The sequence below is a fragment of the Stenotrophomonas muris genome (genome assembly GCF_052751275.1).
Map to the genome: position 1 here is coordinate 4,081,901 of NZ_CP199879.1, position 25,806 is coordinate 4,107,706.

Here is a 25,806-nt window from a genome sequence, read left to right on the forward strand (position 1 = left end):
GAGGGTGGGGTCAGAGCCCTCTGCTGCGCAAAGGGATCCGACCCCGCAGCCACCCCGTGATCGGCGTCAGACCCCTTTGCGCAGCAAAGGGCTCTGATCCCCAAAACCCGCCTAGAAACCCGCCTTGCGCAAACAACAGGGGTTTTCTGGCGGCGACGCAAGGTTCCCACAATGTTGCTGGGTCATCCTGTTGGCATGGCACAGCACAACCCGCGAACCCCGTTGTTCGGCATCCGGGGCCCAGGACGGCCCCGGCAGGCTCTGTCCGTGGCGCCGGCGATCGATCTGCAGGGCGAGTACCAGTTCTGGCAGGTCTACGAACGCGTGGTCCGCCCGCTGCCCGGCGGTGGGCTGCGCCGGGCCTGGCTGGTGTGCCAGAAGGTGTACCGGGACCGCCTGCGGTTCCCGCATGACACCCGTGAAGCCGCGCTGGCGCGTGTGCTTTTCGGCAGCAACAGCACGCCCGAGCGCGCAGCCGAACTGCAGGACCTCTTCGGCCTTGTCAGCCGCCGCATGGCGTCCGTTGCCGTCCGGCGACAGGCGCCCATCCTGGGAAAGTGAATCACTGGCCAGGAATCGACACGCGTTGATGGCTTTCTCTTGGTCCGCCTGCTTTTGGCCTATTCTGGGGCGGGCTGGTAAGGACGGGAAACGATGGAAATCAGACGATCTGCACGCCTTGTGATCGTTGCTGAGGATGCGGTGTTGCTGTTCCGGTATCACGATGAACACCACGCTCCCTTCTGGGCTACACCGGGCGGGGAGCTTCTGCCCGGGGAGGGATATGCGGACGCCGCACGGCGTGAGCTCAGGGAGGAGACCGGATTGGATCTGCCGATAGGCGTGCGGCTGGAAAAGCGCGATGCCATCTACGCGGTCGCCCGATCAACGCCCGCGCGATGGCTGGAAGAATATTTTCTGGTCCGCAGCCCCAACCAGCCCGACATCCAGCGTGACGGGTGGACGGAGGAGGAAAATGCCACGATCAGGGCGTGGAAATGGTGGCGCGTAGAAGAGATGAGAGAACAGCCTGCTTCCCTGTTCAAGCCGGAATGGCTGCCGGATCTTTTTGAACGTGTGCCCGCATGACGCGGCCTGATTCTGCCCGCTGCGATTACGTGCTCGCCTTCCCCCGGTCCAGCTGCCGGTAGCCAATGGCCTCGGCCAGATGCGCCGTCTGGATCGTTTCGCAACCCGCCAGATCGGCAATCGTGCGCGCCACCCGCAGAATCCGGTGCATCGCCCGCGCCGACAGCTGCAGGCGCTCGATGGCCTGTTCCAGCATGTCCTGATCTGCCTCGCTCAGTCGGGTACAGGCCCGCAGTGCCGCCGGCGGCAGATGCGCGTTGAGCCCGCCACGCACCTGCTGCTTGGCATGGGCGGCTTCCACCCGTGCACGTACCGCCGCACTGGGCTCCCCCAGCGGCGTGCTCTCCCGCAACTCCACTGCGTCCATACGGGCCACACTGATATGCAGGTCGATACGGTCCAGCAACGGGCCGGACACGCGCGCACGGTAGCGGTTGATGCGCTCATCACTGCACAGGCAGCGGTTGCTGCGGTCGCCAGCCCAGCCGCAGGGGCAGGGATTCATCGCCGCCACCAGCTGGAATCGCGCTGGATACTGCACGCTGCGTGCCGCGCGGGCGATGCGGATGTGGCCGGATTCCAGCGGCTCTCGCAGGGTCTCCAACGCACTGCGGTTCCACTCCGGAAGCTCATCCAGGAACAGCACGCCGTGATGGGCCAGCGAGATTTCGCCAGGGCAGGGCGGATTGCCGCCACCCACCAGCGCCGCCGCGCTCGCACTGTGGTGCGGTGCCCGGAAGGGCCGCTGCCGCCATCGTCTTGGGTCCAGCCCTTCGCCACTCACCGAGGCAATCGCGGCCATCTGCAACGCCTCGGCTTCCTCGGTATCCGGCAACAGGCTGGGCAGGCGCGAAGCCAAGAGCGTCTTGCCGCAGCCAGGGCTGCCGATCAGCAGAAGGTGATGACCCCCCGCTGCGGCAACCTCCAACGCGCGCCGTGCATGCGCCTGCCCCCGCACGTCGGCCAGATCGGGCAGGGGCAACGGTGTCGTGTCCACGCGCTCCACGGGCGGCAGCAGGCGCGGATTGCCCAGACCGGCACAGCACTCCAGTAGCGTGCGCGCCACGCGCACATCCGCGTGCTCGGCCAGCGCCGCCTCGGCGGCATTGCCGGGCGGCACCACCAGGATGCGGCCGGCATCAGCCGCCGCAATCGCAGCAGGCAGCGCTCCGGCCACCGGCCGCAGTTCGCCGGTCAGCCCCAGCTCGCCCAGGAACTCGTATTGCAGCAGCGACTGCGGATCGACCTGGCCACTCGCGGCAAGAATGCCCAGCGCGATGGCCAGGTCGTAGCGCCCACCTTCCTTGGGCAGGTCGGCAGGCGCGAGGTTGAGCGTGATGCGCCGCTGCGGAAAGTCGAAGCGTGCACAGAGCAGCGCGGCACGCACGCGCTCGCGCGATTCGCGCACGCTGGTCTCGGCCAGGCCGACAATCTGGGTGGCAGGCAGGCCGCCAGAGAGGTGCACTTCCACCCGCACCAGCGGGGCATCGACCCCGGCGCGGGCACGGCTGTGGACCAGCGCCAGGCTCATGTGTGGATTCCTGCAGAAAGACGCCTGATGGTGCGGCAGGTAATCTGCGTGGGACTATCGGGGTTTGCCGGCAATGCGTCTCGGGGTATTTCTGCCTGCAAAGGGCGCAGCGTGCGCATCGAGGGCAAATGATCTGTGCAGCGCGGCTCTGGGATGGCGGTCTCGCAGGTCTTGCGTCAGACAAGGGGTACTACAGGGCAGTGAAGGAAAGGAGCGAGCTGAAATGCAGTGCATTCGAGTACTGATGGCCCTCTCGCTCGCCATGGGCCTGCCGGGGTGCCGGGATGAGGTGGAGAGTTCAACGTATCCCATTGGCCAGACGGGAGAGACGTGCACCGCCTACAAGGGCTTCGAGCGCCAGCCGCCTGAAGTAGTTGTGGCCGAGCTTGCCAAGCGAGGGTTGGATAGCAGCCGTTTGGTGCATAGGACAGTCTGCGGCCCGATCACAAGTTGGGACATTCTCCCCGCAGGGGCGTCGATCGATCGGATACCTCCGCCAGACGCATATGTAAGCGTCCACCTGCTGGAAGACGGCTCGGTTTCCGTCAGTACAGACCGCCCCTGACGTTGGCGCCGCCCTTGATGACCGAGCGGCGGGGGAACAGACAAAAGTACGGATGGGCTCGCAGGCGGGGCGAGTGGCACCCAGGTGGGCTGGAAGGGTGACAACGATACGACCCTGCGTGCTGAGAGCGGCACCAGGACAGCGGCGGAGTAGACATTGAGTTTTCCACATGTCAGGAGTACCCGGGAAATGTACAGATTCAAGGCCGAAGTCGTTTCCATAGAGGAAGATGACTACTGCATCGTAGTTGGCTTGGCCGACAGCTCGACGAATCCGTCTCGTTACGTGGTATTGCAGAACGCGAAGGCGTATGACGACCAGGACGAAGAGTTGGGCATGGCGCACGCCCATATCGAGGTCGGTGGAGGTCTTGAGCCTTGCTATGGCGGTCTGGTGCATATCTCTCTGCGGCGCATGGAGCTTGAGCTGTCTCTCTCCGAAAGTGCACAGAGGAAGCTTGGGATCACTGGTGGGATTGCAGTGACACTGAAAACGTTGGAAAACGGCAGCAAGCTGGAGGCCGCGTTGCGGAAAATCTGTGTTGCGGAGGGTATTCCGCTTGATCTGAACTCGTCTGGACGGGATTGAGTTCATGCTGTGCCGCACTGCCTGCGAGAGGCGGGCTGAGCGGGGACAAGAGGCAGCAGGTCCGGACAGGCGAATGTGTTCTGGCTCATTTTCAAAGCCGGGGGAGTGGCATGAAAGCTGACGAATTTGTATCCGCTATCCAGCGCTATGTGCTTGAATCATCCGTGGGTAGTACGATCTCGAACCTGGCGTATCCACCGGGCCGTCGGGTGGCCCCAGACCTGTTGGCACGGTCCGAATGGTTCAACAGCTTGTCCGCTGTAGAAGCCGACATGTTGCGAGCCGTTGCCGGTGAAGCTGCCCGTTCGGCGGTCTTCGGGTTTCTGGCGGTGCTTGATGGCACCCGTGTCATCGATTCAGAGAAAGGCACCTTCGAGCTTCACCATGTGGGTCGCGAGAAGCGCCTGGTGAATCCGTCTGGCATCGATCTACACGACCTGCTCGAATAGGTGCGGGATGCGCGCGCAGCACTGACATGGAGCGTGGGACTGATGAAACTGAACTTCGTGGCGGACTGCGACTGGGAGTCGCATGTTGGCAGGATAAAAAGTCATTACGTAGAGCGCTCCGCCACATTCGAGTCCAGGAGCTACGGGAACGAAGTGGCTTCTGTGGCATTGCTTTTCGTGTGTCGAGATCCCGAGCTGGATTTCAAGCGAAGAGTGCAGTTTCGACGAAAGAAGGCGGAGTTCTATACCGATGTGATGCTTGACCTGCCGACCATCGTTCCGCTCTCGATGAAGGAGAAAATGCGGTATGTCTCCCGCGAATTGCTTGAGCAGTTGGCGGAGCAACTGGGCAGGGTGAAGTTCAAGGACTTCGACCATGCAAGGTTTCTGATGGATCTGAAGGTATGGCTGGAGGACATCGATAGCCGTTACAACGGCCAATCGTCGGGTGCATGGCACTATGCCTCGGGCGAGGCGTCCTAGTCGCTCCGGAAGTCACCGATGCTCACTTGCTGGTCAATTTTCTCAACGGAATGAGGGATCCATTGCAGCGCTATCTTTGTGATCTGGATGTAACAGGCAATCTTTCGGCGGGCCGCGATGTCGAGCAGCTGCTCTCCGATCGATATGAGTTGGATCAGCGTGTGATTCGCTTTGTCTCCATTGAGCAGGCCAATCTGAACGCCTGGAGGGTTCGTCTTTGCGAAGTATTTGACAATGGAGCGCCTGGCTTCATCGATGTGTACGAGTTCGAGGCGGTGGATCCTGATCATCCCTTTGGTACCGAGTGGACGTTTGATTCGGTTGACGGCGCCTTGAGGTTCGCGCGGGACGTGCTGAGGACCAATCAGGGGCGCTATGTGAACCAAGGACTGATTCAAGACGAGTACAAGGACCGCTATCGTCCGGAATGGTGATACGCCTCTGGAACGAGTGGGCTATCCGAGTCAAGAATGCTCTGTGATCATTCTTTCAGATGGATGGACGAAGTTGTCATGAAGACACGCAGACTCATCTTGATTGCGCTGGGTATGTTGCCTGCAGCAGCAGGCTTCCCCGCAGGGAATCCACGCGTGGACTTTGTATCGAAAGCCTTCCGCGATGGAAGTTTCATCCCGCATGTCTACAGCGAGAGGGATTTCCTGCGCCGCTATGGTGATGGCGAGTTGGTCGTGGATGCCACAGGACTGATGCGGCGTAGATACCTGGATCCCACTACCCGATTGGAGGTGCTGATCACCTCCAACCCTGACGTGGCTCCGCAGTTCCGAACCATTGATGAGATCCGCGTTTCATCGATCAGCGCGGCGCAACCCACTGCAGGTAGAACCGAGAGCCTGCGCGGCGTGAAGCTGAAAGGCGTTGCGATGGGTGATCCGGCGTCCGAGGCCATCGGCACAGCACGCAGATATGGCCAGCGGAAGACAGAGCAGGCAACGCTGGGGGGCTTCGATGTCGAGCGCACCTGTGGGTTCTCGGAAGGTGGATCGAGCATTTGCTTCTACGTTCGGGATGGGAAAGTGGTTGCGATGGCGCTGGGGTTTGGTCCCTGACCAGTTGCTGTGCCGCATGCGGTGCAGGCACAGCGCAACCGTGAGCGTCAGCCTACGAGGGCACTTCAGCGCTGAGGTAATTGGTGGGAGCGGCCTGGCGGTCGGCTGGCGCCCCAAGCAGACACCGCTGCTCATCCAGCACCAACCCATTGAAGCACCCAAACCGTGCCTCAACCCACGAAGGCCCCGCGCTTTCCACCAGCAACCGCCCCTGGCTCTGGTGCAGATCCAGCCAACGCTCGAAGCTGATACGCAGACGCTCGATGTCCGGCGCGCGCCACCGTGCATCGGCAGGCATGCGGATCAGCACGCGCGAGGGCGCGTTCTCCACGTCCATCACCAGCACGCCCTTGCAGCGGATCTCGAAGGATGTCGCCCCGGCATGGCGCGCGTGCAGTTCAAAGCCCTCGTGGGCCTTCGCGGTCACGAAGCCGCGCGCATCACTGTGCAGCAGGCGGTAATCGGCCGGCTGCAGCTTTTGGTAGGCCCACACCTGATCGCCCGCAGGCTCGGGCCAATCCACCCACATCGCGCCGATCACCGCGATGCACATCACCGCAGCGGCCAGGCCGAGCTTCTTCATTCGTCACCCCACACACAGGCAGAAAGGTCCGCGCGATAAGCGCGCTCAGTCCTTGGGTCGCATCCGCTCGTGAATGAAGGCGGTCAGCGCCAGATCGGCCATCACCAGCCCCTCCATCACCCGGTCGCCCACGTACTGCTCTGGCCCGCCGTTCTGGCGCGTGCGCTCGGCCGCCAGCAGGATCTCCTGCACGATGCGCTGGCCGGTGAGTGCGCAGTCGGCGTCGGACAACGCCATCTGCCGGCCACGCAGGTGATGGCGCTCAGGCCACGGCTGGCCATCGGCCGCAGCGCCCGCGCCGATGGCGCGCAGGATGGCGATGAGGCTGTTGGGGTCCGGGGCCGGAGCGGCCGAGGGCGCTTGCTGGATCGGGCGCGGGGGAGGGGAGTGCGGCGTGGTCATGGCGGGCTCCGTGCATGCAGGCGGACGCCGCCACCGATAAAGGTGGCGGGCAGAGCGTGGCTCGAAAACCGGATGTTGGGAACCGGCGGGTACAAGACCCCCACGCCCCGCCCGCCATAGCCGGCAGACGGATTGCCAGCCGGCACCACGCGCGGTGGTGCCGGCTGGCAAGCGCAAACTACTTCCCAACAAAACGGGCTTTCGAGTCCCGACCACCGATGCACGGTGGCGCAGTAACGATTACCTGCTGTTGTTCGGAATGCCAACGGGTGGGGGGCAATGCCGCCAAAACCCGAGACGCTTTTGGCATTGTCGCATAGCACCGGAAGCGGCGAGAGCCTTGGCGTGCTTGGCGCAGCGGGACTTCTGGAACGGAGTCGTCAGAACCTTCCGTCAGAGATGTAGGGCGCGGCAAATGCGACAGCATTGGTCCGACGGTCGCTGATGGATGCCGCGTATTTCGCCTCCATGCGTGAGTGACTTTCTGCCTATTGACCCCGTGGGGCGTCACGCAGAATCTGACTACTGCTGTAGTCACCAGGAACTGTCCTGCCCGCAGCAGGAAGGTTCTGCGGCGTTTGAACGGACTCCACCCACTGGCGCAGGCCGCTACAAGGATCACTGTACGTGTTACGCCGCAATCGACTTCTTCTGTCTGCGGGTCTGCTCCCGCTTCCGTGGTTCCTGTTCTGGACCAGCGTTGCTGCCCTGTTCGCGCCGGGCTACAACCCGCTTGCGCAGCACGCCAGCGAGCTGCTGCAGGCGCCCACGCTTGCAAGCATCTGCGGCAGGATCGCCGCCCTCGGCTCCGGCGTGGGCTTCGTGGCGTTTGCCATCGGGATATGGCGGGAGTCCGGCCGGCGGATTGCCGTAGGCGCAATCTGCTGGGCGATCTTTGGCATCTCCATGCTGACCAACGGGCTCTGGCCCATGGGCCATCCGATGCACGGCTTCTACACCATCGGTATCGCCAACATCATTGCACCGGCGATGTCGCACATCGAACTGAGCGCGTGGTCGGCCAACCGAAGGGCGTACGCCGTGACCGCTGTGGTGAGCATCGCGGGGATTGTCTATCTCTGGTTGAACGTGGTGGGGGCGGATCCGGAGGGATTCAGGGGGCTGACACAGCGCCTGTTCTCGTCGATCAACTCGCTGTGGCCGTTCCTGGTTGCGCTGTACCTGCTGCGCAGGGATTCAAGCGCGCTGAAGGCGCAGGCTGCGCATTGATGGGGGCGCGCGACAGGAACATAGAGGGCCGAACAAGGACTTCTCGATTCTCCGGCCCCAGCTCAAGGTGATCTTCTCGGGATTCATGCCAGTGTGCTCGCTGTTCAAGCCGTGGGTGCTCTTCAACCATCTGTTCCTTGATGCTGGCACCACGGGTGGCAAGAGGGGAAAGGTCGTGCGCGCCTTCTGCTATAAGTAGCGCAACCGCGCCCAGAGAAGGCTCTTGCGATTGATGCCCGCTCTTCGCTGAATGCAAACGTGCCGGCGCCAGACAACGCGACCCGGAATGCTAGAGGCCGCTCTCGATCCGAAGCGGACGTTCGTCCCCTTCAGCCCTACGCGACACCTGCCAGTCCAGTGATTCGTCTACCTGAGGTTCTTGGTTCTCAATGATCGATCTGCCTTGTCCATCGTGTGGCTTCCTGACCCTGGAAGACGTCTACGGGTCCCATGCCATATGTCCGATCTGCAACTGGGAGGATGACGGAGTGCAACTTGCCAACCCCACATCCACCGGCGGAGCCAACGGCGAGTCTCTGGCGCAAGCGCAGCAGAATGCTCTTTCCAGTTTCCCCCTTGGCGTCGAGGTCGCAAGCGGCTTTCGCCGCGGATCTGGCTGGCGCCCTTTGTCCAGCACGGAGATCGGGCACTACGAAGCTCTAAGGGGCGGCAATCACTGGCACAGCAAGAGTGTCTCGTACGAGAAGGAGGCTTACTGGTCGATGCTGGGCGTTCTTTCGATCTGAAGCACTTCGCGGCTCAACTCATGGCGTTCGCGAATGTCCACCACTGGCCGAGAGCGGACATTGGCTCGCGCAGGGTATTTCCTGTGGATCACTGACCAGCCAGCGACCCGTAGCGGACATGGCCCAAATGTCTTGAACGTGGATTTGGCGGGGCGTCTGATCCTATGCCTGGATCTGGCCATGCGCCGGCTTGATGGCCGAACCCAGCCACCCTAGGATCGCGCTGTATCAGGGGAAAGTACGCCACATGGTGCTTTGTGGGCAGGTCGTATGACCGGATCCAAGGGTCCATCCATCAGGGAGTCAGGTCCCATGAGAAACATGACAGTGCTCCTACTCGTGCTTGCGATTGCCAGCGCAGCTGCAGTCGCGGCGGATCGCCCTTCGGCACAGGCCGTGCTCAATCGCGTTGCCAACGAAGGGGGGCGCAAGGTGCTTTGGGACCTGTGGCAGCACGAGCGGGAGTTTGGGCAGGTCACCGCTGGCATCGAGTCAGGCGATCCTGCATGGCTTGAGGTTGCGGCTGCGCTAAAGCCGTTTTCAGATGCGGGCGCCTCGCTATCCATCAATTACGCGGTAGCCCGTGCATTGCCCAAAACGCCAGAGCGGGTCTTGGCATTGACCACCGAGGGATTCAAGGTCGAGGACATCTGCACATCGCCGTTCATCGAGCCAGATCCGGGAGTCGCGGAGGCGTATGAACGACGTACGCTTGCGGCACTTTCACGACTGAAGGGCACATCGGTTGCGTCCGTTGCGGCAGAATGCGCGGCGCAGGTCCGCCTTCCGGATGGGGCTTGATGATTTTTACGGCTGGGCTTTTTGGACATGTTCAAGTAGGGACCGGCCAGCCCTCCGTTTGAGCCCAAGCCGATTCCCCCGGTTCGGCCTATTCCGAAGCTGCTGTCGTCCGGTTCCGGCCGGAATCTGGCATCAACGAGGCCTACGCATTGGAATACGTTCCGAAAAGGACAGCTGGATTCCCATGGCAGCATTCGATCATTCCCTGGTAACCCTCCGATTCTTCGGGGATGACCTCCTACCCGAAGAAGTCAGTGCCTTGCTCGGGGCGACCCCGACCGCATCGCATCACAAGGGCCAGGAACTCAGAGGCAGCCGATCAGGCACCGTGCGTATCGCCAGGACTGGAAGCTGGCAACTTGATGCGGAGCGTCGTGAGCCTGAAGATCTGGACGCTCAGATCTTCGAGATCCTCGATCAACTCACCGGCGATCTCGCCGTATGGCAGGCTCTGGCACGCTTCCGGCCTGATCTGTTCTGTGGCCTTTTCATGTGCAGCAGCAACGGTGGTGTCTCGCTTTCGCCTCGCGCGCTGCTCGCCTTGGGTGAGCGCGGCATTGAGCTCGGGCTGGACATCTATGAAGCCGATGAAGAAGTGCGCAACGCCCAGCGCCAGCAGGCCATCAGTTGATGATCTCCCCACTCCCCGAAGCAACAAACGCCTTCAACTGCCGAACGAACTCCGCGTCGTAGGCTTCCCACTCCGTAACCTCCCCAACCACCCGCAACGGCTGCGCACTCCGATACGATCGCGTCGGGTTGCCGGGAAACTTCTTGTTGGTCACGTTCGGATCGTCCTCGAACGGCCCGGTCGGCTCCACCACATACACGCGCGGTCGCCCTTCACCGCGAGCCATCTCCGCAGCCAACCCGGCGCCCTTGGCAATCGTGGTGAAGTAGATGTGGTTCATCACCACGCTGTCGCGATAGTTGGAGCGGAAGCCCGCGCTCAGCAAGTCGCCCACGGCCAGGTCAGCGCGGGTGCCGTGATAGAACGGCCCAGCCACCTGGTCGCAGGTGTCATGCGAAACGGGTGTCCAGTCGGTGTCCTGTGCCATTGCTGCTGCCCCTCTCTGTGCTGCCGGATCGACAGGCCGGCGAGTCTAGGGCGCCCGGTGGGCCTTGCTGCAAGGCCCCATCCGGGAAATAATCTGTAAACGGGAGGCGCAGTGCGCCTCCTTTTTTCATTCTGCGGCGCCGCGCCCTTCCAGCTCGCGCACGGCGGTTTCCAGCGCGTCCAGCTTCTGGCGGGTCTTCAGCAGCACGGCGCGCTGCACTTCGAACTCCTCGCGGGTGACCAGGTCGAGCTTGGCCAAGCCGGCCTGCAGCGCGCTCCTGAAGGTGGCCTGCAGTTCCTCTCGCGATTCGCGCAGGCCCGGCGGCACCAGGTCGCTGAGGCGACGGGCGAGGTCATCGATTTGATTCAGGTCGATCATGGGGTGCTCCGTGGGGTGGGCCCGTGCATCCGGCGCGGGCAGGCCATTCGGGCACAAGGATACTGCCGGCACCCACTGCCCGGACAGGCCGCAGCGGCTTCGCACGGGCCGCGTTCAGGCGCTATCCTCCACGCCGGAAGACAGGAGATAGACGATGAAGATGGTCATGGCGGTGATCAAGCCGTTCAAGCTCGACGACGTGCGCGAAGCGCTGGCCGAGCGTGGGGTCACCGGGATCACGGTGACGGAAGTGAAGGGCTTTGGTCGCCAGAAGGGCCACACCGAGCTGTACCGTGGCGCGGAGTATGTGGTCGATTTCCTGCCGAAGGTGAAGCTGGAAGTGGCGGTGACCGATGACCAGGTGGAGGCGGTGGTTGAGGCCATCGTGAAGGCCGCCGGCACCGGCAAGATTGGGGACGGCAAGGTGTTCGTGTACGACCTGGGCAGCGTGGTGCGTATCCGTACCGGCGAGTTGGACGCGGACGCGTTGTAACCCGCTCGGCGGGATGTTGTAGGAGCCGAGCCCATGCTCGGCTGCATTTCGCGCGATGCAGGAACAGCAGCCGAGCGCGGGCTCGGCTCTACAAAGAGCGGTAAAGCGGTCGAGCGAGCTCGACCCCTACCGCCGCTTGGCCCACTTGTAGAACCGCTTCCAGCCCTGGCGCACGGCGGCGACCCAGCCCGGGTCGGCCACCAGTGCGGCCTGCGCGGCGCTCGGCGCCTGGCCGGTCACGCGCTGGCGGATCTTCAGCAGGTTCTTCATGTCGCTGCGGCGCATCTGCCGGCTCAGCGGGCCGCGGCGCAGCCAGCGGGGTACGCGCCAGGCGGAGGTGAAATCCAGCAGGACCGGCACGCCGCCACTGACCACCACGTTGGTGCCATGCAGGTCGTTGTGGGTGATGCCGGCGGCGTGCAGGCGGCTGAGCGCGTGCTGCAGCTGCTCGAACACTTCATTGCCCACGGCCTGCGCGGTGCTCAAGGTCTGGCCGGGAATGAACTCCATGCCGAGTGCCAGGCCGCCCAGGGTGCCGAGCAGCGCGGGGGCATGCTTCCAGCCGCCGAGGCGCTGCAGCATGCGTGCTTCACGGCGCACCATCAGCCGCGCGATCAGCGAAACGGGAGTGCCGCGGTAGCGGGAGTAGTCCTTGATGACCGCCTCGCGCCCGTCCAGGCAGGTGCGGTAGACGTCGGGGGCCAGGAAACGTTCGCCGCGCTTGAGCAGCAGCGGGGAGGCGGCATCATTGCCGCAGGAGGAGGGGGGAAGAGCAGGAAGATGCATGTCGGGGTCTCGGACGACCCGGTGGGTGGCGCAAAGCGTCAAGCGAACCGGTGTTACAGGGAGTTACTAAGTTTTCGTTAATTTTAGTACTCGCCAGTTCGCTATTCCACGATTTGTCGGAGAAATGTCGGGGTCGTGGCTGGAACAGTTCGTCACGCAGAATCGGACAATTCCGTCTCACTTATAAGGATTGCCCCGCTGGATCAATGAGTTGGGCGCGCTTCCAGCCCATTCATCGGCGGCGCGCTGAACGCCACGCACGTCCAGCTTGACCCCGGCGCGCGCCCTGCCGACCATAAGCTGTTAACCCGCGACATCGGCGGCCGCCCCCGTCCGGCACGTCCCCGTCCCCTGCCGCGTTCCGAACCGGTGCTGGCCGCCTGGCCGTGCATCGCCCCGTTTCCCGTTCCGGCCGCGGCTGGAGGAAAGTGCTTTGATCATCAAAATCGTCATTGCAGCGCTGTTCGTGGCCTGCGTGCTGTACATCCACTTCCGTGGCAAGGTCCGCGCGCGCTGGTCGCGCCAGCTGCTGGACCACTCCAGTTTCATGGCCCCGATCAACGTGGTCATGTACATGTTCTCGAAGGTGCCGACCACGCCGTTCCTGGACCCGGGCAAAGAGTTCCCGCAGCTGGAGCCGCTGCGCCAGAACTGGCAGATGATCCGCGACGAGGCGCTGGCGCTGCGCGACGCGCAGAAGATCGCTGCCTCCAGCACGTTCAACGATGCCGGCTTCAATTCGTTCTTCCGTCGTGGCTGGAAGCGCTTCTACCTGAAGTGGTACGGCCCGTCGCACCCGTCGGCGAAGACGCTGTGCCCGAAGACCACGGCGCTGATCGAGTCGATCCCGGACGTGCGTGCGGCGATGTTCGCGCAGCTGCCACCGGGCAGTGAGCTGCGCCCGCACCGCGACCCGTTCGCTGGCTCGCTGCGCCTGCACCTGGGCCTGAGCACGCCCAACGACGATGCCTGCTACATCGAAGTGGACGGCATCAAGAAGAGCTGGCGCGACGGCGAGTGGATGATGTTCGACGAGACCTACATCCACCATGCGCACAACGAGACGCAGCAGGACCGGGTGATCCTGTTCTGCGACATCGCCCGCCCGCTGCGCTTCGGCCTGCCGGGCCTGTTCAACCGCGCGGTGGCGGCCACGCTGCTGGCCGGTGGTGCATCGCCGAACCTGCCGGGTGACCCGACCGGTGGCGTCAACAAGGCGTTCGGCAGTGTCTACAAGGTGCGCCTGAAGGCCAAGGCGCTGCGCGAGCGCAGCGTGGTGGCCTACCAGCTGATCAAGTGGGGCCTGGTGGTGGCGGTGATTGCGGGCATCTGGGCGCTTTGACTGTAGAGCCGAGCCCATGCTCGGCTGGGTTTACCGCAACCTGTCCGAAGAGCAGCCGAGCGTGGGCTCGGCTCTACAGAAAGCAGAAAACCCGCGCTGTCGCCAGCGCGGGTTTTTGTTTGGATCAACCCTTCAATGCCGCCTGCACGAACGGCGGGGTCACCAGCACGCCGGTGTGCAGCGCGGCGGTGTAGTACAGGGTGTTGAAGGTCTTGGCGGCCGAGTCGGCCTGGCGGAAGTCGAAGCTGCTGTCGCCCTTGCGCGCCATGGTCACGCTCCACCAGCCGGTGGGGTAGCACGGCTGCGGGAACGGCAGGGTCTTGAACGAACCGAAGCCGGCCTTGCCCATCTCGGTGCGCATTTCGTTGATCAGGTCCAGCTGCATCAGCGGCGATTCGGACTGCTGCACCAGGATGCCGTCGTCCTTCAGGGCCTTGAAGCAGCTCTCGTAGAAGGCCTTGTTGAACAGGCCTTCGCCGGGGCCGACCGGGTCGGTCGAATCGACGATCACCACGTCCACGCTGCCGGCCGGGCAGTTGGCCATGTAGGCCACGCCGTCGTCGAACAGCAGCTCGGCGCGGGCGTCGTCGTTGGAGTCGCACAGTTCCGGGAAGTGCTTGCGCGCCATCACGGTGACCTGCTCGTCGATGTCGCACTGGGTCACGCTCTCCACGCCCTTGTGCTTGAGCACTTCGCGCAGGGTGCCGCAGTCGCCGCCACCGATGATCACCACGCGCTTGGGTGCGGCATGGGTGAACAGCACCGGGTGGCTGATCATCTCGTGGTAGAAGAAGTTGTCCTTGCTGGTCAGCATGATGGCCCCGTCGATGGTCATCAGGTTGCCCCAGTCGGTGGTCTGGAAGATCTCGATCTTCTGGAACGGCGACTGCACCTCGTCCAGCTTGCCGGTGATGCGGTAGCCGATGGCCGAGCCGGTGCGCTCGAAGTGTTCGATGTACCAGTTGTTGCTGTCAGTCATTGGAAAACAGTCCTGTTCGGAGGGGTGGAGCCGGGCTGGCGGGCGGGGCCGCGTGGCACAGATGCCACATCCGGACGGATCGGCCCGTTCAGGTTGGAACCTGTCACGGGCGCGGGCGCGCATGATAACGAACCTGTGGGCATATAGGCGTTATCATGCCCCCCCTTTTATTGCCAACAAGGCCGACTGAAATGACCGATTGGTCCCTCGACCAAGCCCGCAAGACCTACTCGATCCCGCATTGGGCGGACGGTTACTTCGACGTGGATCAGGCCGGGCACATGGTGGTGAGACCGACCGGGGCGGACGGCCCGGTGGTATCGCTGCCCAAGGTGGTGGACGCTGCGCGCGCGGCCGGTGCCAAGCTGCCGCTGCTGGTGCGCTTCCCGGACATCCTCGGCCAGCGCCTGGGCAAGCTGCAGGCGGCCTTCGCCCAGGCCCAGCAGGACTGGGAGTACAGCGGCGGTTACACCGCCGTGTACCCGATCAAGGTCAACCAGACCCGCGGCGTGGCCGGCACCCTGGCCAGCCACCACGGCGAAGGCTTCGGCCTGGAAGCGGGCAGCAAGCCCGAGCTGATGGCCGTGCTGGCGCTGTCCCGCCCGGGTGGCCTGATCGTCTGCAACGGGTACAAGGACCGCGAGTACATCCGCCTGGCCCTGATCGGCCGCAAGCTGGGCCTGCAGACCTTCATCGTCATCGAGAAGCCGTCCGAGCTGAAGCTGGTGCTGGAAGAGTCCAGAGCGCTGGACGTGAAGCCGGGCCTGGGCGTGCGCATGCGCCTGGCCTCGCTGGGCGCCGGCAAGTGGCAGAACAGCGGTGGCGACAAGGCCAAGTTCGGCCTGTCGCCGCGCCAGCTGCTGGACCTGTGGAAGTCGCTGCGTGACACCGAGTACGCCGACTGCCTGAACCTGCTGCACTTCCACATGGGCTCGCAGATCTCCAACGTGCGCGACATCGCCAACGGCATGCGCGAAGCCACCCGCTACTTCGTGGAGCTGTCGCGCCTGGGCGCGAAGATCACCCACGTCGACGTGGGTGGTGGCCTGGGCGTGGATTACGAAGGTACCCGTTCGCGCAGCTTCTGCTCGATCAACTACGGCCTGCATTCCTACGCCAGCAACATCGTGCAGCCGCTGGCCAATGCCTGCGAAGAGTTCGGCCTGACCCCGCCGCGCATCGTCACCGAGTGCGGCCGCGCAATGACCGCGCACCACGCGGTGCTGATCGCCAACGTGTCGGAAGTGGAAGAGGCACAGGAAGGCCGCGTGCCGGACCAGCACGACGACGAGCCGGCAGCGATCCGCCACCTGCGCGAGATCCACGACGAACTGGACGTGCGCCCGGCGGTGGAACTGTTCCAGGAAGCGCAGCATTTCCATGCCGAAGGCCTGGCCAGCTACGCGCTGGGCCAGATCGATCTGCCGCAGCGTGCGCGCATCGACGACCTGTTCTACGCCATCGCCCACGGCGTGCGCGCGCGCCTGAGCTACGACGAGAAGAGCCATCGCCCGGTGCTGGACGAACTGAACGAGCGCCTGGTCGACAAGTACTTCGTCAACTTCAGCGTGTTCGAATCGATCCCGGACGTGTGGGCGATCGACCAGGTGTTCCCGATCGTGCCGATCGAGCGCCTGGATGAAACCCCGGACCGCCGCGGCATCATCGCCGACATGACCTGCGACTCGGACGGCATGGTGGAAACCTATGTCGAGAACGAGAGCCTGGACAGCTCGCTGCCGCTGCACAAGATGAGGCCGGGCGAGAGCTATCGCATCGGCTTCTTCATGGTCGGCGCCTACCAGGAAATCCTGGGCGACATCCACAACCTGTTCGGCGATACCGACGCGGTGGAAGTGCTGGCCGATGCCGATGGCTATGCCATCACCCAGCAGCGCCGCGGCGACACCACCGACGTGATGCTGGACTACGTGGGTTACCGCCTGGACGAACTGCGTGCGACCTATGCGCAGCGCGTGGCTGCAGCGCAGCTGTCGCCGGAACGCGCACAGGAACTGTCGGACGCGCTGGAAGCCGGCCTGACCGGTTACACCTACCTGTCCGACGAACCGCTGGTGTGATGGACGGCGCCGGGTTTGCCCGGCGCCACCGTTGCCGATGAGCGCGCGCGCGATCTTCCACCTGTTCCTGCATGCCGCCGTGCCAGCGTTGCTGGCATGGCTGTTCTGGCGCAAGCGCTTTGCCTCGGCGTGGCTGCTGATGCTGCTGGGCTGGATCATCGACCTGGACCATCTGCTGGCCGACCCGATCTATGCACCGAACCGCTGCAGCATCGGGTTCCACCCGCTGCACACCGCACCGGCCATCGCAGTCTATGCCGGGCTGTGCGTGCCGAAGAAAACGCGGTTGTTCGGTATCGGTCTGATCATCCACATCGTGCTGGACGCGATTGATTGCTGGTGGATGCATCATCGTTGATTTGCAGCGAACACCTGCTCTGGTAGATGCCGACCTTGGTCGGCGCTCTTCGCGCTGCCTGTAGAGCCGAGCCCACGCTCGGCTGCGTTTCGCACTGCCCCGAGCCGAGCATGGGCTCGGCTCTACAACGGCGCATCCAGGTCGATCTATTGCTTGACGATGCCTGGCAACCACAACGTCGCGCGCAGGCCCGGCTGCGCATTTTCCAACGCCACGCGCCCGCCATAACTGGCGGCGATATCGCCGACAATCGCCAACCCCAGCCCGCTGCTGCCTTCGCGCTCGTCCAGCCGCACACCACGCTGGGTGACCCGTTCCAGCGCGTCTGCGGCCAGGCCGGGGCCATCGTCGCGCACTTCGATGCGTAGCTGCCCTTCGCTGGTTTCCGCTTCGACAGTGACCTGCTGTTGCGCCCAGCGCCCGGCGTTGTCCAGCAGGTTGCCCAGCATCTCCTCCAGATCCGCACTGGCGCCGGCGAACTGCAGCGCCGGATCGATGCCTGCCGCCGTGAACGTGATGCCACGTTCGCCATGCACGCGTGCCATCAGCCGGCACATCGCCTGTGCGACGGCCGCCACGTCGGTGCGCTGGCGATGGTCGGCAGCCAGTCCTGCAGCCAGGTAACGGTCGACACTGGCCTGCATGCGCGCACTCTGCTCGCGCACGGTGGCACGCCAATGCGTGCCGTCGCTGTCAGCTTCGGTGGCCAATACGCTCAGTGGAGTCTTCAGCGCGTGCGCCAGATCCTGTGCACTGGTGCGCGCACGCGCGACCATGCGTTGCTGGTGGTCCAGCAGCGCGTTGAGTTCCTCACCCAGCGGTGCGACCTCCGCGCCCAGTCCCTGTGTGTCGATGCGCTGCGCATCGCCGCGACGTACCCGTTCCAGCTGCGCACCGAGGCGATGCAGCGGGCGCAGGCCGAAGTGCACCTGGCTGGCCAGCACCGCCAGCCACGCCGCGACCAGCACGCCCAGTGCGATGGCGGTGCGCTTGCGGAACGCGGCAACATCGGCATCCAGCGCGCTGCGGTCGGTGGCGACCACGGCCACGAACGGTTCGCTGGCGCGTGGCAGGCGCACCTGCTGCACGCGTGCACGCAGGAATTGTTGCAGCGGCCCGGGCAGATTGCGCGTGGCCGGCCCGGCGGCCTTCGCCGGCAGGGTTTCATCCCACAGCGAGCGCGACTGCAGCAGCACGCGGCCATCGGCACCGGCGATCTGCCAATAGGCACCGGAAAACACGCGCTGGAAGCGCGCATCATTGGGTTCCTGGCGCAGGCGCAACTGCCCGTCCGGGTCCACTTCGGCCTGTGACAGCAGGGTCAGCATGTCCTGCTGCAGTTCGTGGTCGAGGCGGTCGCGCGCGCTGCGCTTGAACAGCTCGCCCAGCAGAGCGCTGGCCAGCAGCGAGACCAGCAGCAGCCCGACGCCGCCGGCCAGCAGCAGGCGCCGCCGCAGCGACGGTTGCCGGTTCATGGCTCGGCCAGCCGCCAGCCCTGGCCGCGCACGGTCTGGATCAGGTCGATGCCGAGCTTGCGGCGCACGCGTCCGAGCAGCACGTCCAGTGCGTTGGAGTCCGGGTCGTGGCCGCCGTCGAACACCTGTTCGCCCAGCCGGTCGCGGCTGATCACCTGTCCGCTGTGGTGGATGAAGTAGCTGAGCAGGCGGAATTCCTGCGGACTCAGTGGCAGCGCCTGTCCATCCAGCTCGAAGCGGCCGGCATTGACGTCCAGCTGCAGCGGGCCGCAGTGCAGGCGCGGGCTGGCGTGGCCATGGCTGCGGCGGATCAGGGCGCGCAGGCGCAGCACCAGCTCATCGGCCTGGAAGGGTTTGGTGAGGTAATCGTCGGCACCGGCATCGAAGCCGGCCAGCTTGTCGTGCCAGCGCCCGCGCGCGGTCAGCACCAGCACCGGAAAGCTGCGGCCGTTGCCGCGCCAGCGCTCGATCACGCTCAGCCCGTCCAGCCCGGGCAGGCCGAGGTCGACGATGGCGGCCTGGAGGTCTTCGATCTGCCCGATTTCTTCGGCCTCGCGACCGTCGGCGACCACCGCCACCACATAGCCGGCCTGTTCCAGCAGGGGCACCAGGCGCTGTGCCAGTGCGGCATCGTCTTCGGCCAACAGGATGCGCATCAGTCGTCGAGCTCCGTCTTCAGCAGCTTTCCGCTGCGCGCATCATAGTCCAGCTCCACCACCACGCCGTCGCCGCGCAGGATCTCCACTTCGTAGACGCCGTCGTCCAGCTCCACTTCCAGCAGCTGGCCGGGGTAGCGCTTGAGCGCATCGCGCACCACGCTCTCCAGCGGCACGTAGCGGCCCTGCTGCACGGCGCGACGCGCGACCTGCTGCGCCGGGTCCTGCAGGGGCGCGGCGGCGGTCGGGGCGTTGGCCAGGGCCAGCAGCAGGGGCAGGGTGGCGAGCATGCGGGTAACGAAAGAGAGAGGGGTACAGGCGCGAGTGTGGCGGGGATGACTAACAGCCGGCTAACAGCCACGGCTAAGGCGCTGTTAACCGGGCCATGCATCGTGGCGTTGCCGGGATGGTCCGGCCACGAACAGGAGAACCCCCATGTTGAAGTCGCTCACCCTCGCCACTGTTGCCCTGCTTGCCGTCGCGCCGGCCGTACAGGCCGCGCCGCTGGGCATGGCCCAGGTTGAACAGACCCTGCGCAAGGCCGGCTACACCCAGATCCACGAGATCGAACGCGATGATGGCCTGTGGGAGGCTGACGTGAGCCGCGCCGATGGCCGCTTCAGCGAGGTCTACGTGGACCCGAAGACCGGCGAGATCTTCGATGAGCACAGCGGCCGCGCGCTGCTGACTACCGAGCAGGTGCTGGCACGGGCGCAGTCGCATGGCCTGCGCGAGATCCATTCGCTGGAACGCGATGGTGCTACCTGGTCGCTGGAAGCCCGCAATGCCCGCAACCAGAAGGTAGAGGTGCGCCTGAGCGGCTATGACGGCCGCATCCTGCACAGCGAGCGCGATGGCTGGCTGGATTGACGTTGGCCTCTGTAGAGCCGAGCCCATGCTCGGCTTTGCGGCCAACCGTAGCCGAGCATGGGCTCGACTCTACAGGGGCTGGCTTACCAGCCGTACGGCGGCGGGTAATCCCAGCCCGGCCCGCGGCCGTAGTAGCCGCCATACGGGCCGAAGAAGCCCGGGCCCTTGCCCTCACTCACGTGGATGTTGAGGTTGACCCCGTGGGTCTTGCCTTCATCGGTGGTGTAGTTCTTGCTCAGGTTCAGCGTGGCCGCGTTGTAGTGGCTGTTGCCGCCGTTCTTCGAATAGCCGATGCCGGTGGTGAAGCTGCCGGACACCTTGACCTTGTCGTCGGTCACGTCGGCGATCTTCGCATCGTCGTGCACGCGCGGGCCGCTCTTGTCACCGTAATAGGTGCCGGGCGGGTCCTGCTGCAGGGCCGGGTCGTTGAGGTAGCGCATCGGCGCCTGCGGCAGCGTCAAGTCCAGGCCGGCAGCCTGCGGCGCAGTGGCGCCAGCGGCGGACTGGGCCAGCACGGTTCCCGGCAGGGCCAGGCACAGCAGCAGGGTCAGGGGGCGGATCATGACGGCGCTCCAGCGGACAGGTGGCCACGCAACACGCGGCGGTACAGGCCGACGCTAGCAGGGGTTGCTTGAATGATGCCTGTCGGCGCCCGCTTGCGGTAGAGCCAGGTCATGCCTGGCTGCACGCTACAACCGTTCGAACCCGAACAGCGATTCCAGCGCATGCCTGCGCCGCTCGATCCGGGCCCGCAGCAGCTGGGCGCCGATCATCGAATAAGTGATGCCGTTGCCGCCGTAGGCCATGGCGAAATGGACCCGCGGTCCCCACTGCGCGTGCGGGCCGAAGAAGGGCAGGCCGTCGGCGGTTTCGGCGAAGGTGCCGGCCCAGGAAAAGGCGGGTATCGGATCCAGTCGCGGGAACCAGTGCCGCAGCTGCTTCATCAGCTTGCCGGCCTTGCCATCAACGCGCCGGTCGCGCCGGGCGGGGATATCGATGGCGTCGTCCAGCCCACCCACCAGCAGGCGGCGGTCGCCGGTGGCGCGCAGGTACAGGTACGGGCGGGCGCTTTCCCACACCATCGTGTTGCGCAGCCTGCCGAGCACGTCCGCTTCGATGGGATCGGTGATGAAGGCATAGCTGCTGCGGTTGCGCGCAACCCGCTGTTCCAGCCACGTCTGGTTGGCATAGCCCATGGCCAGGACCACGTGGCGGGCACGGACCGTGGCGCCGGCCTCGGTCATCGCGGTTACGCCCTGCGCGCCAGGCTTGAGCGTGTGCAGCACGGTGCGGTCGTGCACATGGCCGCCGCGGCGGCGCACTCGTTTGAGCAGGCCGTAGGTGAGACAGTAGGGATCGACCCGCGCCGCCTGGCGGGTCAGCAGGGCGCCGCCGGCATCCACGTCGAAACGCTCGCGAAGCGCTTCGCGGTCCAGCCAGCGGGCATCCAGGCCGATGCTGCGCCGCGCCTCACCTTCGGCCATCAGGCGCGGCACGTCGCGATGGCGGCTGGCCAGGTACAGGCTGTCCATGCGCTGGAAATCCACGTCCTTCAACCCGCGTGCCACTTCGCCCAGTGCCGGGATTGCCTCCGCGCAGGCCCGGTACGCCCGTGCTGCGGCGTCTTGCCCGTAGCGTTCGGCCAGTTCGAGCAGATGGGTATCGATCTCGTACTGCAGCAGCGCGGTGCTGGCCGCCGTGCTGCCCCAGCCGATGTCACGCTGCTCGATCACGGCCACGTCATGGCCATGGTGGGACAGCTCGTCGGCAATCAGCGCGCCGGTGATGCCGCCACCGACCACCAGCACATCGCAGCGCAGATCCTTCTCCAGCGGGGGGAACGCCTGGATCAGTCCGTTGCGTACGGCCCACCACGGGTAACCGCTTTTCAGGTCCATGCGTGCGTGGGGCTCAGGCTGTGGGTTTGCCGGTATGTGGCGTCTGGATCAGTTCGGACAGATCGAAGCCCTGCAGGCGGGCCGCCGCCAGATAATGGTCCTGCACGGTCGCGTCCAGGCGCGGCTCGCGCGCCAGCAGCCACAGGTACTTGCGATCCGGGCTGCCGACCAGCGACACGCTGTAGTCCGGGGCGATCTGGATCACCCAGTAGTCGCCCTTGGCGAACGGCAGCCAGCGCAGGCCCTTGGGCAGGAAGCTGACCTCCAGCCGCGCGCTGTCGTTGTCGACAGCGCAGGCCTCGCCGGTGGCCTCTTCGATCTCGCCGTCCATGCGGCAGCGGTTGGTGACGCCGACGTTGCCGTTGTCGAGCAGGGTGTAGTGCGCCGATACGTCGGTGCAGCCTTCCGGCTCGTGGCGCATCGGCAGGCGTGCGATCTCGTACCAGGTGCCCAGGTAGCGCGGCAGCTTGAGGTCGGCGACGGTTTTCAGCGGCGGGTGCTCGGTCATCGGCGGTCGTGGCAGGGGTGGGCCTCCACGATGCCGATGGCCTTGCCATGGGCGGGTGAAGCCGGGGCGATGGCCGTGTCCAGAACGTTCCGTCGCCCCGGCGGAGCGCCCGTTGTCACCGGCCTGGGGGTATCCTGCCGCCAGCGCCGTGTTTTCCTGATCCAACCGAGGTGGAGGTGCCGATGTACCAGGTGATCCTGTTGAAGAGTGAATCCGCGTTCGCGCGCGAACAGTGGCCGCAGGTCGACGAACTGGTCGACTACGAAGGTGTGAGTTACAGCCTGCGCGCCGGCCCGCGCCAGCCGCTGCCGACCGACCACGACTGGCACCCGGTGGCGGTGTACGCGCCCGATGAGATCACCGAGGAAGAGTTCCAGGACTGGTATGCGCTGCAGCAGCCGACGGTGGAAGAGCTTCGGCTGAAGTACTGATGCGCGACGCTGGCGGGGCCGCCCATCCGGCCTTGACCGGCTCTGCCGTATAGTCGCGCGCAGGCGCGGTGGTCCGCGCGAACCGGTGTGGCTGCGTGTCTTCTTTCCTGCGATCGATCCGTGCACGGGGGCCCTGGTGGGTCCTGCTGCTGTGCACCGCCTTCCTGCTGTCCGCGCCGGTGCTGGCGCAGGATGAGGACCCCACGCCGAAGCAGCAGCTGGCGGATATCGATTCCAGCCTGAAGGATGTGGAGCGCAAGCGTGGCGATGCAGAAGCCACCGAGACGCTGGCGATGCTGTCCGAGAATGCCTCGCAGGCACGGCGCGATGCCGAGGCGCTGGAAAAGGCGCTGCAGCCGCAGCTGGACCGACTCAACGAACAGCTGGCGCAGCTGGGAACGCCGGCAGAAGGGGCCGCTGAGCCGCCGGAGCTGGCGGCGCAACGGCGCACCCTCACCAAGCAGCGTGACGGCCTGGCCGCTTCGGTGGTGCAGGCCAAGGCCAGTGCCGTGCGTGCGCAGCAGCTGGCGGCGGACATCGAGCAGCAGCGAACCGCGCAACGCACGGAAGAACTGGGCCAGAAGGTGGCCTCGCCGTTGTCGCCCGCGCTGTGGAGCAAGGTGGCCGAGCGTCTGCCGATCGATATCGCGCGGGTTGTGCCATTGGCCGGGCAGGGCCGCGATGCGCTGGTCGCCGGTATCCGCGCCCATGGCTGGGGCACGCCGTTGCTGGGCCTGCTGGCCGCGCTGGTGATGATGTTCCCGTTGCGGCTGTGGCTGCGCAGGCTGGGACGCCGCTTTGCTGCGTCCGAGCGTGCGCCCGATGGTCGCCTGCGCCGGTCCGGCCTGGCCATGTGGCTGCTGCTGGTGGGCACGCTGCTGCCCGGTTACGCCGTGGTGGTGCTGATGGCGGCGCTGGATGCCATCGATGCGATCGCGCCGCGCCTGCAGGTGGTGGCCGACGGCCTGGAGACCGCAACGTTCCGCGCGGCCTTCATCGCCGCACTCAGCGCCTGCCTGCTGGTGCCCAAGCGCCCGTCATGGCGGCTGTTGAACCTGGACGACACCGCCGCGCTGAAGCTGCGCAAATACGCCTGGGGCGCGGCGGCGCTGGCCTGGCTGAGCACGGTGCTGGTGGCCCTGGACCAGGCCACGCGCACCAGCGACGTCACCACGGTGGCGCTGGACGGACTGATTGCGCTGACTTACCTCGGCCTGATCATGGCCATGCTGGTGACCCTGGCGCGCCTGCATCGCCGGCAGACCGCCGAGGCCGAGGCCAAGCTGGAAGCGCAGGCCGATGGCGTGGGTGCAGCCACGCCGGTGCGCCGCAGCAGCTGGCTGGTACTGGCCCGGGTAGCGGGCAACATCGCGGTGGTGGCCGCCATCATTGCCACATTGCTGGGCTACCTGAATTTCGCCAAGTTCGTGAACCAGCAATTGATCGGCGGCAGCATCGTGGTGTTGGCCGCGACGTTGCTGTTCAAGTTCGTCGATGACCTGAGCACGTGGATGCTCAACGCCGACAGCAAGGTCGGCCAGACCATCCTGCTCAGCACCGGCCTGAGCGTATCGCGGCTGGAACAGGCGGGCGTGCTGCTGTCGGCAGCGCTGCGTACCATCGTCGTACTGATCGCGCTGCTGGCGCTGGTGGCACCGTTCGGCAACATCGGCGCGGTGGTGGAGCGCTTCACTTCACTGTTCACGACCGGATTCGATATCGGTGGCACCAAGCTGGCACCGGCGGGGATCGTGTTGGCGGTACTGGCGCTGCTGGCCGGCCTGGCGATCACCCAGCTGGTGCAGCGCTGGCTGACCGACACCTACCTGCCCAAGACCGAGCTGGACCTGGGCGCGCGCAATTCAGTGAGTACCGTTGCCCGATACGTGGGCATCATCATCGCGGTGATCTGGGCGCTGTCGGCGATGGGGCTGCAGCTGAGCAAGCTGGCCCTGCTGGTCAGCGCACTGTCGGTGGGTATTGGCTTCGGCCTGCAGGTGATCACCCAGAACTTCGTCTCCGGCCTGATCCTGCTTGCCGAGCGCCCGGTGAAGATCGGCGACTGGGTGAAGCTGGGTGACCAGGAGGGCGACATCCGCCGCATCAGCCTGCGATCGACCGAGATCCAGGTGGGCGACAAGTCGACGCTGATCGTGCCCAACTCCGAGCTGGTCACCAAGACCGTGCGCAACATGACGATGGGCAACAACCAGGGCCGCATCCAGATCCAGTTCGCGGTGCCGCCCAGCACTGATGTCGGCAACCTGCGGCAGGCGCTGCTGGATGCGTACACCGCGCACACCAACGTGCTGAAGCAGCCGGCGCCGACGGTCTACATCGACAGCATTGCCGGTGGCCAGATCACCATCAACAGTTTCGCGTACGTGGCCAGCCCGCGACAGGTGTATGCAACCCGCAGCGATCTGTACTTCAGCCTGCTGCAGATCCTGGCCGAGCGGAACATTCCGCTGTCGACCCCGACCGACATCCACATCATCCGCGACCCGCAGGAGTAGGGGTTGTTTTGCAGGGCTGCGCCCTGCACCCCCAGTAGTGCCGGCCGCTGGCCGGCAACTTCAACAGCAACAGCTGATTTCCTGCGGGATGGCGGGGTGGGTCCGGTTGCGGGAGACGCCGTAAACCCCCAGGCCGGCCCAGCCGCTGGCGGCTGTGCGTTCGGGCGCTTGCGAAGCAGTGCTTCGCAAGCAAAGCGCCCTCACCCATGGGGGCTTGGCCGCGGCATCCATGCCGCGGACACTCCTGCGACCGGACCCACCCCGCCTTCGACAGTTTCCCGCGATCTGTCGGAAATGCTCTTGGGGTCAGATCCGCTTTCCGGAGGAAAACGGATCTGACCCCATCTTGATTTTCGATATCTGACAGAGTGTGTCGACCAAGGTCGACACCGCCCCGCCAAACCACGGATTGCACGCTGTTGCCGTTGCTTCTGAGGTTG

General features: G+C 65.1%; 31 protein-coding genes. 18 read left to right on the plus strand and 13 right to left on the minus strand.

Features of this window, described 5'->3' with window-relative positions:
• Positions 1–171 precede the first annotated feature (171 nt).
• Together ACUVWL_RS18870 and ACUVWL_RS18875 are read left to right on the plus strand one after the other, a co-directional pair.
• Positions 172–561: a hypothetical protein gene (locus ACUVWL_RS18870; protein WP_041863926.1), complete on the plus strand. Its 390-nt coding sequence runs from the start codon at positions 172–174 to the stop codon at positions 559–561.
• A gap of 93 nt (positions 562–654) precedes the next feature.
• On the plus strand, positions 655–1,089 hold the full coding sequence (locus tag ACUVWL_RS18875; RefSeq protein WP_049408006.1) for an NUDIX hydrolase: 435 nt from the start codon (positions 655–657) through the stop codon (positions 1,087–1,089).
• Between the two features lie 25 nt (positions 1,090–1,114).
• Here ACUVWL_RS18875 and ACUVWL_RS18880 read toward each other — a convergent pair whose 3' ends face one another.
• Positions 1,115–2,620, minus strand: coding sequence for a YifB family Mg chelatase-like AAA ATPase (locus ACUVWL_RS18880; protein ID WP_445978664.1), 1,506 nt, complete (start codon positions 2,618–2,620; stop codon positions 1,115–1,117).
• 754 nt (positions 2,621–3,374) lie between these two features.
• On the opposite strand from ACUVWL_RS18880, the gene ACUVWL_RS18885 reads away from it, so the two are divergent.
• From ACUVWL_RS18885 to ACUVWL_RS18905, 5 genes are all read left to right on the plus strand, one after another.
• Positions 3,375–3,773, plus strand: coding sequence for an Imm10 family immunity protein (locus tag ACUVWL_RS18885; RefSeq protein WP_101766221.1), 399 nt, complete (start codon positions 3,375–3,377; stop codon positions 3,771–3,773).
• 110 nt (positions 3,774–3,883) lie between these two features.
• Positions 3,884–4,222 carry a hypothetical protein gene (locus ACUVWL_RS18890; protein WP_134709220.1) on the plus strand — a complete coding sequence of 113 codons (339 nt, stop codon included), beginning with the start codon at positions 3,884–3,886 and terminating at the stop codon, positions 4,220–4,222.
• Between the two features lie 42 nt (positions 4,223–4,264).
• A complete protein-coding gene (locus ACUVWL_RS18895; protein WP_049441965.1) occupies positions 4,265–4,705 on the plus strand; it encodes a hypothetical protein in 441 nt (146 codons plus the stop codon).
• Positions 4,706–4,731: 26 nt separating this feature from the next.
• Complete coding sequence (locus tag ACUVWL_RS18900; protein ID WP_136191751.1) at positions 4,732–5,139, plus strand: hypothetical protein; 408 nt, start codon at positions 4,732–4,734, stop codon at positions 5,137–5,139.
• 78 nt (positions 5,140–5,217) lie between these two features.
• Positions 5,218–5,775, plus strand: a complete 558-nt coding sequence (locus tag ACUVWL_RS18905; RefSeq protein WP_136191752.1) for a hypothetical protein — start codon at positions 5,218–5,220, stop codon at positions 5,773–5,775.
• A gap of 52 nt (positions 5,776–5,827) precedes the next feature.
• Here the strand turns inward: ACUVWL_RS18905 and ACUVWL_RS18910 are convergent, their stop codons facing one another.
• Together ACUVWL_RS18910 and ACUVWL_RS18915 are read right to left on the minus strand one after the other, a co-directional pair.
• On the minus strand, positions 5,828–6,358 hold the full coding sequence (locus ACUVWL_RS18910) for a cold-shock protein (protein WP_134971904.1): 531 nt from the start codon (positions 6,356–6,358) through the stop codon (positions 5,828–5,830).
• Between the two features lie 45 nt (positions 6,359–6,403).
• The gene (locus ACUVWL_RS18915; RefSeq protein ID WP_049441958.1) at positions 6,404–6,760 is read right to left on the minus strand and encodes a hypothetical protein; all 357 of its coding nucleotides are present in this window, start codon (positions 6,758–6,760) and stop codon (positions 6,404–6,406) included.
• A 627-nt stretch (positions 6,761–7,387) separates the two neighbouring features.
• Between ACUVWL_RS18915 and ACUVWL_RS18920 the strand changes: the two genes are divergently transcribed.
• The 4 genes from ACUVWL_RS18920 (at position 7,388) to ACUVWL_RS18935 (ending at position 10,168) form a co-directional block, all read left to right on the plus strand.
• Positions 7,388–7,990: a DUF998 domain-containing protein gene (locus ACUVWL_RS18920; RefSeq protein ID WP_126411454.1), complete on the plus strand. Its 603-nt coding sequence runs from the start codon at positions 7,388–7,390 to the stop codon at positions 7,988–7,990.
• 389 nt (positions 7,991–8,379) lie between these two features.
• Positions 8,380–8,736, plus strand: a complete 357-nt coding sequence (locus ACUVWL_RS18925; protein WP_032958808.1) for a CPCC family cysteine-rich protein — start codon at positions 8,380–8,382, stop codon at positions 8,734–8,736.
• A gap of 312 nt (positions 8,737–9,048) precedes the next feature.
• Positions 9,049–9,537, plus strand: a complete 489-nt coding sequence (locus ACUVWL_RS18930) for a hypothetical protein (RefSeq protein WP_445978665.1) — start codon at positions 9,049–9,051, stop codon at positions 9,535–9,537.
• Between the two features lie 184 nt (positions 9,538–9,721).
• Positions 9,722–10,168 carry a DUF4279 domain-containing protein gene (locus ACUVWL_RS18935; RefSeq protein WP_241887322.1) on the plus strand — a complete coding sequence of 149 codons (447 nt, stop codon included), beginning with the start codon at positions 9,722–9,724 and terminating at the stop codon, positions 10,166–10,168.
• Here ACUVWL_RS18935 and arr read toward each other — a convergent pair.
• A complete protein-coding gene (gene arr, locus ACUVWL_RS18940) occupies positions 10,161–10,595 on the minus strand; it encodes an NAD(+)--rifampin ADP-ribosyltransferase (protein WP_014648712.1) in 435 nt (144 codons plus the stop codon). The genes ACUVWL_RS18935 and arr overlap by 8 nt on opposite strands.
• A gap of 126 nt (positions 10,596–10,721) precedes the next feature.
• A complete protein-coding gene (gene ubiK / locus ACUVWL_RS18945; protein WP_169411303.1) occupies positions 10,722–10,973 on the minus strand; it encodes a ubiquinone biosynthesis accessory factor UbiK in 252 nt (83 codons plus the stop codon).
• 154 nt (positions 10,974–11,127) lie between these two features.
• Here ubiK and ACUVWL_RS18950 point away from each other — a divergent pair, with 154 nt between their 5' ends.
• Entirely contained in the window at positions 11,128–11,466 is a 339-nt protein-coding gene (locus tag ACUVWL_RS18950) for a P-II family nitrogen regulator (RefSeq protein WP_005411374.1), read from the plus strand.
• A gap of 126 nt (positions 11,467–11,592) precedes the next feature.
• Here the strand turns inward: ACUVWL_RS18950 and ACUVWL_RS18955 are convergent, their stop codons facing one another.
• Complete coding sequence (locus tag ACUVWL_RS18955; protein WP_049406658.1) at positions 11,593–12,252, minus strand: RIO1 family regulatory kinase/ATPase domain-containing protein; 660 nt, start codon at positions 12,250–12,252, stop codon at positions 11,593–11,595.
• 436 nt (positions 12,253–12,688) lie between these two features.
• On the opposite strand from ACUVWL_RS18955, the gene ACUVWL_RS18960 reads away from it, so the two are divergent.
• On the plus strand, positions 12,689–13,594 hold the full coding sequence (locus ACUVWL_RS18960; protein WP_032954620.1) for an aspartyl/asparaginyl beta-hydroxylase domain-containing protein: 906 nt from the start codon (positions 12,689–12,691) through the stop codon (positions 13,592–13,594).
• A 124-nt stretch (positions 13,595–13,718) separates the two neighbouring features.
• On the opposite strand, the gene speE is transcribed toward ACUVWL_RS18960, so the two are convergent.
• On the minus strand, positions 13,719–14,573 hold the full coding sequence (gene speE / locus ACUVWL_RS18965; protein ID WP_008268330.1) for a polyamine aminopropyltransferase: 855 nt from the start codon (positions 14,571–14,573) through the stop codon (positions 13,719–13,721).
• A 191-nt stretch (positions 14,574–14,764) separates the two neighbouring features.
• On the opposite strand from speE, the gene speA reads away from it, so the two are divergent.
• Positions 14,765–16,654, plus strand: a complete 1,890-nt coding sequence (speA, locus tag ACUVWL_RS18970; protein ID WP_445978666.1) for an arginine decarboxylase — start codon at positions 14,765–14,767, stop codon at positions 16,652–16,654.
• Between the two features lie 37 nt (positions 16,655–16,691).
• Entirely contained in the window at positions 16,692–17,012 is a 321-nt protein-coding gene (locus tag ACUVWL_RS18975; RefSeq protein WP_005411369.1) for a DUF6122 family protein, read from the plus strand.
• 146 nt (positions 17,013–17,158) lie between these two features.
• On the opposite strand, the gene ACUVWL_RS18980 is transcribed toward ACUVWL_RS18975, so the two are convergent.
• Genes ACUVWL_RS18980 through ACUVWL_RS18990 form a run of 3 tightly spaced genes read right to left on the minus strand, consistent with a single transcriptional unit; the run spans position 17,159 to position 19,433 of the window.
• The gene (locus ACUVWL_RS18980; protein WP_227863690.1) at positions 17,159–18,487 is read right to left on the minus strand and encodes a sensor histidine kinase; all 1,329 of its coding nucleotides are present in this window, start codon (positions 18,485–18,487) and stop codon (positions 17,159–17,161) included.
• Positions 18,484–19,143: a response regulator transcription factor gene (locus ACUVWL_RS18985; RefSeq protein ID WP_049441948.1), complete on the minus strand. Its 660-nt coding sequence runs from the start codon at positions 19,141–19,143 to the stop codon at positions 18,484–18,486. The genes ACUVWL_RS18980 and ACUVWL_RS18985 overlap by 4 nt, the downstream gene beginning before the upstream one ends.
• Entirely contained in the window at positions 19,143–19,433 is a 291-nt protein-coding gene (locus ACUVWL_RS18990) for a PepSY domain-containing protein (RefSeq protein WP_049403791.1), read from the minus strand. Before ACUVWL_RS18990 ends, ACUVWL_RS18985 begins: the two co-directional genes overlap by 1 nt.
• A gap of 145 nt (positions 19,434–19,578) precedes the next feature.
• Between ACUVWL_RS18990 and ACUVWL_RS18995 the strand changes: the two genes are divergently transcribed.
• A complete protein-coding gene (locus ACUVWL_RS18995; RefSeq protein ID WP_065178854.1) occupies positions 19,579–20,013 on the plus strand; it encodes a PepSY domain-containing protein in 435 nt (144 codons plus the stop codon).
• An 83-nt stretch (positions 20,014–20,096) separates the two neighbouring features.
• Here the strand turns inward: ACUVWL_RS18995 and ACUVWL_RS19000 are convergent, their stop codons facing one another.
• The 3 genes from ACUVWL_RS19000 to ACUVWL_RS19010 form a co-directional block, all read right to left on the minus strand.
• Positions 20,097–20,576 carry a hypothetical protein gene (locus ACUVWL_RS19000; protein ID WP_014038776.1) on the minus strand — a complete coding sequence of 160 codons (480 nt, stop codon included), beginning with the start codon at positions 20,574–20,576 and terminating at the stop codon, positions 20,097–20,099.
• Positions 20,577–20,702: 126 nt separating this feature from the next.
• Positions 20,703–21,911 (minus strand): NAD(P)/FAD-dependent oxidoreductase, encoded by a 1,209-nt coding sequence (locus tag ACUVWL_RS19005; protein WP_197605372.1) that lies wholly within the window; start codon positions 21,909–21,911, stop codon positions 20,703–20,705.
• Positions 21,912–21,924: 13 nt separating this feature from the next.
• Positions 21,925–22,419: a lipocalin family protein gene (locus tag ACUVWL_RS19010; RefSeq protein ID WP_032958822.1), complete on the minus strand. Its 495-nt coding sequence runs from the start codon at positions 22,417–22,419 to the stop codon at positions 21,925–21,927.
• A gap of 182 nt (positions 22,420–22,601) precedes the next feature.
• Here ACUVWL_RS19010 and ACUVWL_RS19015 point away from each other — a divergent pair, with 182 nt between their 5' ends.
• Positions 22,602–22,850 carry a hypothetical protein gene (locus ACUVWL_RS19015; RefSeq protein WP_014648700.1) on the plus strand — a complete coding sequence of 83 codons (249 nt, stop codon included), beginning with the start codon at positions 22,602–22,604 and terminating at the stop codon, positions 22,848–22,850.
• Between the two features lie 95 nt (positions 22,851–22,945).
• Positions 22,946–25,366 (plus strand): DUF3772 domain-containing protein, encoded by a 2,421-nt coding sequence (locus ACUVWL_RS19020; RefSeq protein WP_288496598.1) that lies wholly within the window; start codon positions 22,946–22,948, stop codon positions 25,364–25,366.
• The last annotated feature ends 440 nt before the right edge of the window (positions 25,367–25,806 follow it).